This window comes from Trichodesmium erythraeum IMS101 (genome assembly GCF_000014265.1).
GTDB lineage: Bacteria > Cyanobacteriota > Cyanobacteriia > Cyanobacteriales > Microcoleaceae > Trichodesmium > Trichodesmium erythraeum.
In genome coordinates this window covers 633,830-646,670 of sequence record NC_008312.1, presented here as the reverse complement: position 1 = coordinate 646,670, position 12,841 = coordinate 633,830, and the positions used below count along the sequence as shown (strand labels likewise).

Annotated in this window: 10 protein-coding genes; 6 read left to right on the top strand and 4 right to left on the bottom strand. The window is 33.8% G+C overall.

Annotated elements, in window-relative coordinates; genetic code table 11:
- Window positions 1-37 precede the first annotated feature (37 nt).
- The 4 genes from TERY_RS01930 (at window position 38) to TERY_RS01920 (ending at window position 5,136) form a co-directional block, all read left to right on the top strand.
- A complete protein-coding gene (locus TERY_RS01930; RefSeq protein WP_011610271.1) occupies window positions 38-706 on the top strand; it encodes a phosphoribosyltransferase family protein in 669 nt (222 codons plus the stop codon).
- Between the two features lie 1,392 nt (window positions 707-2,098).
- Window positions 2,099-2,482 carry a WD40 repeat domain-containing protein gene (locus TERY_RS35980; protein WP_044136298.1) on the top strand — a complete coding sequence of 128 codons (384 nt, stop codon included), beginning with the start codon at window positions 2,099-2,101 and terminating at the stop codon, window positions 2,480-2,482.
- Between the two features lie 346 nt (window positions 2,483-2,828).
- On the top strand, window positions 2,829-3,017 hold the full coding sequence (locus TERY_RS32085) for a hypothetical protein (protein ID WP_196797199.1): 189 nt from the start codon (window positions 2,829-2,831) through the stop codon (window positions 3,015-3,017).
- Between the two features lie 1,432 nt (window positions 3,018-4,449).
- Window positions 4,450-5,136 (top strand): HAD-IA family hydrolase, encoded by a 687-nt coding sequence (locus TERY_RS01920; RefSeq protein ID WP_011610269.1) that lies wholly within the window; start codon window positions 4,450-4,452, stop codon window positions 5,134-5,136.
- Window positions 5,137-5,848: 712 nt separating this feature from the next.
- On the opposite strand, the gene TERY_RS32080 is transcribed toward TERY_RS01920, so the two are convergent.
- The 4 genes from TERY_RS32080 to fdhD all read right to left on the bottom strand — a co-directional run bounded on the left by TERY_RS32080 (window position 5,849) and on the right by fdhD (window position 9,633).
- Window positions 5,849-6,037 (bottom strand): hypothetical protein, encoded by a 189-nt coding sequence (locus TERY_RS32080; protein ID WP_155994239.1) that lies wholly within the window; start codon window positions 6,035-6,037, stop codon window positions 5,849-5,851.
- Between the two features lie 349 nt (window positions 6,038-6,386).
- Window positions 6,387-6,509, bottom strand: coding sequence for a hypothetical protein (locus TERY_RS35975; protein ID WP_370496440.1), 123 nt, complete (start codon window positions 6,507-6,509; stop codon window positions 6,387-6,389).
- 474 nt (window positions 6,510-6,983) lie between these two features.
- Complete coding sequence (locus tag TERY_RS01910) at window positions 6,984-7,910, bottom strand: thermonuclease family protein (protein WP_011610268.1); 927 nt, start codon at window positions 7,908-7,910, stop codon at window positions 6,984-6,986.
- Window positions 7,911-8,799: 889 nt separating this feature from the next.
- On the bottom strand, window positions 8,800-9,633 hold the full coding sequence (fdhD, locus tag TERY_RS01905; protein WP_044136295.1) for a formate dehydrogenase accessory sulfurtransferase FdhD: 834 nt from the start codon (window positions 9,631-9,633) through the stop codon (window positions 8,800-8,802).
- Between the two features lie 857 nt (window positions 9,634-10,490).
- Between fdhD and TERY_RS24645 the strand changes: the two genes are divergently transcribed.
- The gene (locus TERY_RS24645) at window positions 10,491-12,620 is read left to right on the top strand and encodes a calcium-binding protein (RefSeq protein ID WP_011610266.1); all 2,130 of its coding nucleotides are present in this window, start codon (window positions 10,491-10,493) and stop codon (window positions 12,618-12,620) included.
- Window positions 12,610-12,762 (top strand): hypothetical protein, encoded by a 153-nt coding sequence (locus TERY_RS32075; protein ID WP_196797197.1) that lies wholly within the window; start codon window positions 12,610-12,612, stop codon window positions 12,760-12,762. The genes TERY_RS24645 and TERY_RS32075 overlap by 11 nt, the downstream gene beginning before the upstream one ends.
- The last annotated feature ends 79 nt before the right edge of the window (window positions 12,763-12,841 follow it).

Sequence of the window (12,841 nt, the reverse complement as noted above, 5' to 3'; positions counted from 1 at the left end):
TGTGTCACTTCTGTACTAGTAGTTGGAGACCCAAATTATGTCATCTATACATATCTTCCATGATCGCACTGATGCCGGAACAAAATTGGCTGAAGTTATTTTTTCCAGCTTTGGCGATGAAAATTTGACGAGAAATTGGCAACTCAACCCCATTGTTTATGCTCTACCAAGAGGAGGGTTGCCAGTAGCAGTGCCAGTAGCTCGTCGGTTAGGTTGTCCATTGAGTGTCGTAGTAGCCAAGAAAATTACTTTACCGTCTAACCCAGAATTAGCACTGGGCGCTATAACGGCAGATGGTTGTTTAGTTTGGTCAAAGTACAAACCACGAAGTTTAGAAGTTCAATATACTTTGATTCAAAAAACACAGCAAAGGGCTTTATCTCAATTAGAAAAGCTGAGTGTGGGAAAACCTGGTATTAGTTCCCTAGATAGGTTAGTGATTTTGATTGATGATGGAATAGCTACAGGAATGACGATGATAGCTGCAATTAAGTCTATTCAGTTACAAAAACCTAATACTGTTTGGATCTGTGTACCAGTTGCTCCTCGACAGTTACTTGAAGAGTTGAGGCAGTTTTGCGATCGCTTAATTGTGTTGGAAACTCCTTGCCCGTTCGTCAGTGTGAGTCGGTTTTATAGCAAGTTTACTCAAGTGACAACTGAGGCAGCTTTAGCTTGTTTACAGCAACAGATGGAGTGGTTATAGCTGAAGTTATTTCAGTTATTAATGCTTCTGCAATTTCTGGGAAAAAGTTTTGAGAAAAGAATGCTATACTTAAGTGATGTTTTAATTATTAAGTCGCTCACACAGGTGTAACGATATTTTGATAATTATTAGCTCAATAAATTGTTAATTTTCTTATTTTGTACGTATGTTTTATACAATGTATCTACCTATTTTTCTTCCAATCAAAAAAAATGTCTTGAAATTATATTTGATATTAACTGATTACTGATAAATGAATTTTGCTTTATAAACAACATACAACAAAAATAAGATTACGCACCTGAACAATTATTTTAATAATGCTCTATAAATTTTAAATATTGAGCCATGTTTTTAATTGATAAAAGATGTAATTTATATTTTTAAAATAAGGTTTAGCCAGATTTTAAAATTCCTATCTTGACCGATTTAATCATGGTAAATCTACTCTCTTAAATTCTTTGTTAGGAGAACAAGTATTACCTATTGATTGAATGATAATTGCTGGAGCAATAACTTATGTCAAATATGTCCTGAAGTTACAAAAAAGAATTAAATTGCAAGATGGGAGTATAATTAATGCAAGTCGTAAAGATATTCTCAAAAAACATGTTTTGCTAGATGATAACTGAAAAATGAAAGATGATGTAACTTCAGTAGAAGTTTATTGCTCTCATTCTTTTCTGGCAATAGGGATATAATTTTTAGATTTACTAGGAACTAATGACAGGAAAAGTCAAAATATTTTAGTCCGGGAAAAGTTATTAGCTTTAAATCTAGTAGTACAATTTTTAGATACTAAAAAAATCATGAATTCGGGGTGTAAAATATCTCATATATAAGTTGTATAAATAGGGTTTTTATACTTTAGTTTTTGTGGTTTATTTTATGATTTTATTGGAATATTAGGAGAAAAAAAGTTTCTAATATAATAGAGTTGATGGCAGAAATTTTTCCCTCTTAACTGCTGGATAATATTAGCTGAATGCTTACGATCATTATAACTAATTACCTAGGGAAACCCAACTACAGTATTCCCAAATAATTTATGATTCCTTGAATATATATTTTCTGAAAAGCCAAGTTAATAACCTACCAATTAAAACTAATATAAATTTATAGACTAATATATCTTGATCAAATAAAAATTCACTATCTAACTTTCAAGTCTTTAACATATTCTAGCATTCTTATTTTGTCTGATCTCTTGTGAAACCAGTAACAGCTACTCCTGTACCTACCACAATAATTAATTTCAGGACTTACACTCTAAGCAACAGATCTAGTAGAGGTTTTCTGGCATTTTTCCTCTACAGAGAGGGTATGGTCTACGAGTGTGCCTAAGTCCTGTAATTATTGAAAGTCGCGATCGCCACCCTCAACCACCAGTATATGGTAATAGCAGTAGCCTTGAGCTTTGATGGTAAAACTATTGCTACTGCAAGTTGTGACAAAACCGTCCTCGTCTGGAATAAAGAGACTGAAAAAGCGATCGCCACCCTCAACCACCAGGACAAGGTAATAGCAGTAGGCTTTAATTGTGATCATTCACTGACCTTACCTGAAAACAAAGCCTTGGAATTTTCCCATATCCTTATTGCCTACTTCAATAATTTGTTTGCTGTTATATTTAGTCAAAAACTTACGCACTTCAGGAGCCAGTGCAATAACTCTTCCTCTGAGAGCCAGAATATTTCCTGGTTTCTTAGAGTCTTGATGCTATCGGGCTTTCCTTCATTCTCCTATCGTCTAAGGGTGCTGATGTTGACTCTGTAATGTGCTGCTGCTTCTTTTGCCGTGATCTATTTTTTTTTCATACTTTTTCAAAGCTTACTAACAATATATTAGGAGTTTTAAAATGTTTAAAAAGGTTTGATGTCAACTATTATTCCTCTTGGTTTCTTTTTGGTTTCTTTGAGCCAACGAAAAAGCTAGCCTATTTGTTGGGTTTCTTTCTGAGAAAAAAGCTACGTGGCGATCACTCTTTTGTACTCCACATCTTCCTATCTCCTGATCTCCCCATCTCCGCTTTTTCCCATACAGTTGATAAGGATATCCCTATCCCTCACTTCTCCCTTATAACATTTTGCTCACAAGGGATACAAGGATAATTACCCTAATAATGGCGTTTGCGAGTATGACTGAGGAAACGTCTAACAGAATTCATGTTCTTCGCCAATACTTACTTCCCATGAGTTATCATGTGAGTTTTTTACCATTGATAAAAGGGTTATTTTGCAGTCTTGGTTTCTTTGACTCAATGAGTCGCACTCAACCCAACCTACAAAGCGATCGCTCTCACGAGAGGTAGTATGGCCAAAAATAAAAAAATCCTTAATTTGTCACTTCCTCTCCATAATGGTAATAAAGTGTTTTTCTTAAATTATGTTTTATATAAGTTTAAATTATGTTTATTGCTCTGACCTACGGGGTGATATCTCTCACGGGAGGGGTAGTATGGCCAATAATAAAAAAATCCTTAATCTGTCACTTCTTTTCCGAATGGCCATATTTTATTTGTTTATTTTATTTTTAACATAAGTTTCAATAATATTAAATATTTAAATATAACCTACCAGGCGATCTCCCTAAAATCTTTTTTTTCCAGAGACTCCAGCCTCTGCTCTTTTTCTAAACTATGTTTTATCAACATTTTTTTTGAAATAAAACTTGACAAAAGAGATAAATCATGTAAACCTTATTCAATAGATATTAAGAAAGTGAACGTATTTTTAAATTGGCTTTTATCCTTTAACTCCCTCATCTCCATATCATCAAAGGGTTTTAGAAGTTCCTTATTAGGGATAGCTTTCAAAAGAAGGTTAGTGGGGAAACCCCATACAAACAAGCAAACCCTTAATTTTTCACTTTCTCTGCTAGTAGTAATAGGGTGGGGATAGTTTTTCTAAAGGGGGGGGTAATGGGAGAGATCCCATACCAAGTAGTTATCTATGGCGAGTGTATATATTATTATATGGAACTTAAATTATAGAACTTTGGTTCTTTGACCCAGTTAATTGTAATCAACTAAACCGGAGATCGCGATCACTATTTGATCCCCCGTATCTTCTCCGGGACTCTATATCATGTTTTCCCCCAGGACAAATCACTCTTCAAAGGAATCTACAAAGGGTTCGTTAATTTGTTAGGCTTTGTTCTGAATACCCAACCTACAGGACTACAGCGCGATCATTCTAAGATATTTACTTTTCCTAGACTCTAGTCCCTGCCTTGTTTACATAAGGTTTATAAATATCTTTATTTACATAAGACTTGACAAAAATACACAAGTTATGTGATGATTTAAAAAGTATTTGTTAAAAAAAATGTGTATTTTTAAATACATTTGTTTAAAGAACTTAAAGTAGTTCTGCCAAGTTACTAAATTCTTTCTCCGTTATTCCCCTAATCCCCCTCCACCGGAGGGGTAAAAAGTAAATACCCACTTATCCTTGCTACAAGGTTTTCAGAGGTTCCTGATCAGGGATAACTTTTAGGGGAGGAAGTTTGATACTCTCATATTTTCCCTAGAAACCAGCAATTGCTAGGTAACAATTTTTACAGCACTTTTGAGATCATGAACTAGATCCTCACAACCAAAACTTTGTAGAGATGTTTCACAGAATGTCTTTACTGTGGTCTATTAAATTTTTTAGACTTACTTTTCAATGTTCTCAGCTCTCTGAAACATTGAAATTTCAGCTCAGACCCCAAAAGTAAATACCTAATATATATAAATTAAGATGCTAAAAGCAATTTTATTTGACTTCGATGGCACCATAGCAAATACAGAACCCTTGCATTATAAGACTTGGAAAGAAACTTTAAAAGATTACGGAGTAGAAACAGACCCTAAATTCTATAAACAACATATTAGTGGTAGAACTAATCCAGCAATTATTCAAAATTTATTACCACAACTATCACCTACAGAGGCAGAAAAAGTAGCAAATGAGAAGGAAGCTAAATTTCGAGAAATGGCTGTAAGTTTACAGCCATTAACAGGATTATTAGACTTTATCAAATGGATTAAATACAACAAACTCCAGAAAGCAATTGTGACAAATTCACCTCCAGAAAATGCTAAATTTCTGCTAGGTTTTTTGAGTCTAAAAGATACTTTTCCATTACTAATATCAGGTGCAGTAATGCCGGTAGGAAAACCTGACCCGGCACCTTATAAATTATGTTTAGAAAAATTGAAAATTTCTCCAGAAGAGGCAATTGTTTTTGAAGACTCTCCTTCTGGAATTCAGTCAGCGGTAGGAGCCGGAATTTGTACAATAGGAGTTGCTTCAACCCATGAACGTGGAGCTTTAGTAGAGGCAGGGGCGAAAATATCTATTAAGGATTTTAGTGATGAGCAACTAAATAAAATTTTTCCTAGTTGGAAAATTTCTGATATGAATTACTTAAAGTATTCAGCATAATATCCAACTCAAAAGTAGTCCGAACCCTATGAAGCAATCTCACCTCGAATCTGAGATTGCTCTATTGCACTTACAGGATCAATGTTTTTGCTTTTTCCTGATCCAATTATCCCAAGGGTAGTTTTAAGCCATAGTACCAATTTTTATACATTCATGCTCTACTTGGGTAACATTTCAGTTGTGAAATAATTAATACAAAGGGAGTAACTCTCTTGCACAATTCTTACATTGTATTGTACAGAGGCTGTATCCAATAGCCGTATCTACTTGCCATTTTTTTCTCCCAGGTCTGCGTTGAGGGTAGTTTTTCCACTGAAGATAAGGATTGAAAAGTTTTCTAGAAATAGAAAAACTCCGAATAGCCAATTCCCTACTCCTGAGATTCTTGAGAATTATCATTCACTTCAAAAAATATTTTATGAATGATTTGTATCTTGGGATCTACTTCTATCAATAATTTTTTTTCTTTACCTTGAGTACTATTAATTTGATGAGGTTGATAGACTATTTTGCAAAGTCCAAGAATTTCTGCTTCGTGTCATAAATTATATCGATCGCCTTGCCAAATATTAACTGCTGGCAAAAAAGTAGTATTTTTTTGATTAGCTTGAATAACAAAAGGTAATACATGAACAACCGTTTTAGTTTGACGCTATCCTTTATTCCAGTTACCGTCTCGACTACGCCTAGCTAATATTATTTCTGGTAAACCTTAACTATTAAAAGAAATTAACCAAGACCACCCATTTTTGCAAGTGCCCTGAATTCGACCTTCTTTAAGTAAGACTCGTACTCTAGCTCTAGAAATTTTGAGGGGAAATGCTCCTTGTGTTGTACCAACTTCCATTTTGATCAACCATGAATGAAACATTAACATTAGAGTTGTTGGGTGTGGGAACATTTAAAATTCTCAAAAGCTGACTATATAAAATTTTCATGATTTTAATATTTCAAAGCACGCTTAAACCTCAACTTGTTTTGGTTTTAGCCATTTTTTTTTGCTTAATTTCCAACAACTCTATTATAAGTGTAATTGCGCAGCATTGTTTCAGCAAGATCGCAAGCAGGATAGGGAGCATTATTACAAACTTATTTTCCCAGTCCAAATAAGCCCATAAAAATTTTGGTAGTACCTCAGCAAAGTGTAAGATCAATAATTAGGTCATTCCAACTCCAAGGATCGATATAGCTGTCGCACTTGCTCCACTAACGCCAATTTAGCTCTTTGTACTGCAGTATTTTCTTGACGACTATGAACCAAAATCTAATTTAATAGGCGAGATGGCTGCTACCCATGGCCGACGACACGCTCCGCGTTTCATTTCGGTGACAGCCGAAACACCAACCTCACTGTTATCTCTGTATCTACCCATATCTTACTAAATTTATTCTGTCAGTGATGCTCGATACCTATTTGCTATCTGAGAAAACAATTAGTTCTCTCTAATTTTTGAGTCTCGTATGAGACACCCTAAAAGCAAAGCTAGGTGACATCGCAAAACTTTGTGCTACTCGAAATCTATTGATACATTGTCCAAATAAATGGACTTGCTGATCTATTATTTGAAATATAGGCAAATTCCTCAATTCTCGTAATCATTCGTCATCGTGTAACGCCTTATTTTTAATTCCGAACCAGATTCAAGAACATCTAGTTTAACAAGACACACCATACTATTTACTGTTTTCATTTCTATTATAAATAGAGCATTATTTTTGATAAATAGTATAATTTGTGAGGATTATAATTCTCAATGATTATTATCAGAGCAAAACTTTGTAGGAGTCCAATAATATTATGCTCCTACCTTAGTTATTGTAACTATAATTTATCCTCATAATAATCCTCAAGCTGTAGGAGGAAAATCTGATAATTGTTTAATATCAGAAAGGATAATTTCTGGTTTATCCCGATACATATTTACTTGTCCACTAATATAAACATATCCTCTAGATAAACCAAAATAACGATTTTTTAACAGCTGTAATAATGGCTTCATTTCTCTACTATTAGTATCTGGAATCCATAACTTTAAACGATGATCTTTCGTTCCATCGTAAATTAAAGCACCATTATCTAACCACTTAGAAACTCCATTCTGTAAATCAAAGAAAACTGTAATATACTCTCCAATCTTTGCTGCAGCTAAAATTTTCGGAAAATCTAGTCTAACTTCTAGGACTCCTGCAGCTATTCCATAACTACGATAATTTTCTATAATGGAAGCTCTTAATGTCCACCAAGGTACCAGTAAATTATAATTCCTTTTGCGTTTTCCTTTATTTATTTGAGAACTCCAAACACCAAGACTATTTGCTTGAGCTTCTGTTTCTGCTACCATCATTTCTTGATGATATAATCGAGAATATCCATATTTAATAAAATAGGGACTCCATCCTTCTTTAATTAGTTTAACATTAAAGTTTTCACCATTTTTATGTACATAAGCGATTAAGCGACCTTGATGGTCACGATACTTTTCTAAACAATTCTCTGTCGGTTCATCTGTATCAAATTCAATATCAACTTCGGCAAGTTCACCGTTAGGTGATGTGAAGTATTGTATTGCCATTTCTGCTGCTTGTTTTCCAATTTCTGTAACAGGTTTGGAATATTCAGAATAACTTTCTTCCGCATCAACATAATCAAGCCTAATAAATTCTCGCTTATTATTCAATAGGACTTTAATTGTATCACCATCAACTACTTTTGTTACTTGGATATTTTTGATTTTTGTGCCTTTTTTTTCGAGGGTTAAAATTTCTGATTTCATTGTTATTAATATTTAAGTAAAAAGGTAAGAATTTAAGCATAAAACTTCATTTATCAGTATTTTTTTTCCTCGGGAATTTATGATTATTTCCCTAGATTGAAGATAAATTCTTACAAATAGTATAATCTTTTAATTAACTAGATTAGCCTAATACTATACCAATTATTATCCATTAATACTATACTTCAATAACACTTCAGCTATTAAATAATTAATATAAGCACCAATAACTTTCTTCCTGCCTTTAGCTAAGTTAATGTTAATTGTATAAATATTTACTTTTTGCCTTGACCCAAGCACGTTGCATACAATGTCCCTACTTCTGCTGAAAATAAGGATTGAAAAGTTTTTGAGAATGGTATTATACATTACAGCATTTTTTATTTAAGTCGACTAACAAATTCTTTTGCTCTAGGGAACAGAGAGTAAGAGGTAGGAAAATGCTTTTGGGTTGCTTATACTAACTGTAGTCTTTGATCGGGAAAAGCGCGCATTGCACCCTCTTTCTCAAAAGTAAAAGAAATGGTCAACTAGAAGGTAGGAAGCACTTATGCTAAAGGAACAAGAGTTAGAGTCCTGTTGTTAAAAAGCATCTGTTGACATAACATTTAGGATAACTGCTATATAAATATGGAAATAAATTTCTAGTTTTTCATCAATAGTTTTAACTTGAACTGATAGCTGTTTTCAAAGTATTCCGTCACAGAAGCTATTAAAACTATATTAAAGCTATAAAGGTGATTTTGAATAGCGATCGCTATTCATACTAACGGTACTTTAAGCAAATATAAATTTAAAAAAGCACCAAACTTTTATATAGTCTAGCTTTAATATTTAATCAACTATGAATTGTAATCTATCTTTTGTTTGATCTATTTTTAGCAATATCTTACTTTATTCTTTCTACACCAGAATAAATATTAAACTTTCTTCCACGCAAAAAACCGACCAAAGTAATATTAAATCTCTTAGCTATTTCTACCGCTAAACTACTAGGAGCAGAAACAGCACAAACTATTGGCAAACCTGCAGTTATACACTTTTGTAAAATCTCAAAACTCGATCGCCCACTTACCATAACCATAAGATTATTTAAAGGTAATTGACCTGCTAAAAATTCTGAACCTATCAACTTATCTAAAGCATTATGTCTCCCCACATCTTCCCGTAACTTTAACAGTTTTCCTTCACTATTAAATAAACCAGCAGCATGTAAACCTCCTGTAGATTTAAACACTCTTTGAGCAGTATTTAATTTATCTGGCAAACTATAGATAATTTCTGCAGAAACTTCTAATCCTAAAGGAATAGCCGAAAACCCTTTTATTTGCAAAGATTCTATACTTGCTTTGCCACAAACTCCACAAGCACTAGTTGTCAAAAAATGTCTTTCTAGGGTTGTTAAATTTGGGTTTAATTCTGATTTAAGGCTAACATTAATAATATTTTGGCGTTGTTTTCCATCAACTTTTGGATCTACACAATAACTAATTTTAGCAATATCTTCTTGATTTTTGATGACTCCTTCGCTATAGAGAAATCCAGCAGCTAAATCAAAATCTGCTCCTGGAGTTCGCATTGTCACTGCTATAGTTTGTTTGGGATAATTTAGCCTAATTTCCAAAGGTTCTTCTGTTGCTAATTGGTCAGAATGAGTAACAAAATTATTATTTTCCACTACCCAAATTTTTGCTTTTGTTTTGCTACTTTGCGAATTTTTCATGTGTAATAATTTAGGGAACATTTATCGAGTCATAAAACAGCTAGAAATCTAGAAATAGTTTGAGTTTGTTTTATTCAAAAAAAATAGTCTTTTTAGGATTTAGCATTTTCAGCAATTTAATGCCTAAATAGCTGTTTGATAAACAATTGATTCTGATCATATTCAAAGCAAGAATTAGTACAGTTTTATGATTATATTTAGATGGGGCAAAATAGGTTATATATATTCTAAAGTCAACTTTATTTATCCATCCTACCCTCAGATTTTACCTATATCAATCAAAAAGATAGCCATAATTAAGTAGTATAATATAATTTTTATTATTGGGCAGGCTAACTGCTTATTATACCATCTCAAAATCAACTACCTTTGTTGCCCAAAGTACACACCTGGATTTTGTATTGTCAGAGGAGAATAAAGATATCAACTAAGGAAGAAGATATGCAGTTTAGAAAATTTAACTGATGTTATGCAAAAATAGAATTAGTTGTTGATTAATGGTTCAGGTGTTAGGTGTCAGGTGTCAGGTTTAAAAGTCAACAAATTGATAATATCTTACTACCAAATCCATTGATTTTGGGCCATTAAATATTGATAACTTTTTACTTCAATCATTTTTTATCTTTACTCTTTACCACCAAACCACCAAACTATCAAACCTACTGAAAATCAACATATTTGGGAGTGCTAATGGTCAAAATTTAACCTGTTTAAATTTAAAATTTCTGATTCCTAATTTGTTTTGAGGAATATAAATATGTCAAGATAAATTCAAGCTAAACTTAACTTTTTTGCACTAGCTTTAGTTTTATGTATATGGGAAAATCTGAAAACTATCGACTACAAGGAAAATAATTATGGCTTTTTATCAGGGTACCAATAAAAAAGACAATCTCAAAGGAACTGCTAAAAAAGACACCATTAACGGTAAGGGTGGTAACGATAAAATTGATGGTAGAGGTGGCAATGACAAACTCAACGGTGGTGCGGGTAAAGATACCTTAAACGGTGGTGCGGGTAAAGATACCTTAAACGGTGGCGGTGGCAATGATCAAATAAATGGTGGAGGCAGCAATGACAAACTCAACGGTGGTGCGGGTAAAGATACTTTAAATGGTAGCGGTGGCAATGATCAAATAAATGGTGGAGGCAGCAATGACAAACTCAACGGTGGTGCGGGTAAAGATACTTTAAACGGTGGCAACGCTCAAGATAATTTAATTGGTGGTTCTGGTAACGATTTTTTAGACGGTGGAAACGGTAATGATGTGCTTACTGGCAATGATGGTAATGATGTTCTAGTCGGCAATTTTGGCAAAGATATTTTAACTGGTGGTGCAGGAGATGACGTATTTTTCTTAAAACAAAACAGTGCAGTTAATAACAACTCGGCTGCCGACATGATCACAGATTTTCAGCCAAATTTTGATACCATTGGCTTAGATAGCGGTCTTACTGAGAATGATCTGAATTTACAGTTATCTGGCAACTCGACTGTAATTAAAATCAAAAAAACAGGTAAAATTTTGGGAGTAGTACAAGGTGTTCAGCCTCAAGAACTCAAATGGAATTTTACATCTGTAGATGGCAAACCTAATGTCATTGAAAATTTAGTAACTTTTGATGCTCCCACCGTTGAACAAAAATCTTCTGACACCTATGAAATGAAGTTAACTGGTAGTGACAAAAGTGATTTTGTTATTAACATCAAAAAAACTGATACAGGAACACACCAGGAGTCATTACGATACACACCATCTCCTTCAGAACAACGGAAGGGTAATAAACCTTTTACTGCTAAAGTTAATTCAGAAGGAACTCGAATTGAGTTACAGTTTGATGACTCCCCAACTGTTTACATATTTGACAACCAAAGAGATGAAAACACTGTAGATCTGATCAAGAAAACAGCTACAGGAGAAACCAAAATAGCAGAAGTTCCTGTTGATCTAGAAATGAAGTCAAATATAGAGCAATCTATTTCTCAAGGGACTTTATGTGAAGCAGGTCAAAACATTTGTAAAAGTGTAGAAATTCTCGATAATGTCGCTAGTGGTTTAGCAGCAGTAACTGCTCTTACTGGTGTCGGAACAGTAGCATCAGGACCATTGGGGGCTGTGGCTCTTGGAGCTAAAGTTTTTGGATATGGTTGTTTAGTTTTGTACGGTGATGACACTGATCTGGTTAATAATTTAATAGGTGAAGTAGCTGGAAATGTTTTCAGCCAAATAGGAAGTAAATTATTTAAAGCTGTTGCCAGTCCAACTCGCAAGCTGGTTAGCAAAATAATCGGGAACAAATATGATCAAGAAATTTTTAAGCCTCTTGGAGATGAGTCTTTTAAACAGATGGAAGATTTTTATCTTGGCAAAAAAGGTGAAGAATTAGGAAAAAATACTTATGATTTCATTGCTTCAATTCTCAAAACCTCAGAAGTAATTACTAATAAGAATCAAAACAGTAAAAGTTCTGATGGTCTGATGCAAAAAATTCGTGAGGGTCTAGGTATTAATTGGTGCAATGAAAAAGACGAAAAAGATGAAAAAGATGAAAAAAAGGAGGTAAGAGTCTATTTTCAGCCCCAGGGAAATCCTTGGGCTATCAGTAAGTTGTACCTAGTTTCACCAGAAGAAAAGTTTATTGGTACTGCCCCAAATAGTTTCGTCAGTGTTAATAATGATGCTTTCAAGTGGAAATCCATAGGAACATTCCCTATAGGTACTGAACTTGAGTTTGAAACTCGTGTGGAAGGGCCTCTAGAACTCAGTGGATCGACTAATCTTGTAGGCGGCTTGACCTTGAGTTCAAAAGCTTCTGAGGCGGCTTCCATAAAAACTAACTTTTTGGGTATGAATTTGCTAGGATTTGAAGATGGTTCTAGTGGAAAATTGCTGGGGGTAGAAGTTGAGAAGCCAAACGACTTTAACGACACTTTAGTTAAAATTGAGAATATAATATTTGAAGGAAACAACATTTTTGTTGGCTAAAATTGTACCTTCAACGATGGCAAAGCGATCGCCCTTCCACAAAAGCATATTGTCAAACTTTATTGTTGAGGCGATCGCCACTCCGAAAATTGCTACTTTAAAAAGCTCTAGGAGTAAGACCCAAACTTACTCCCATATTTAGCTACCCTATCTAAAGCTCCTTCAAGTAAAAAATAATAATTGTTGACTTGAGAAGCTTGTCTAAATTTGAGAAAAAATAT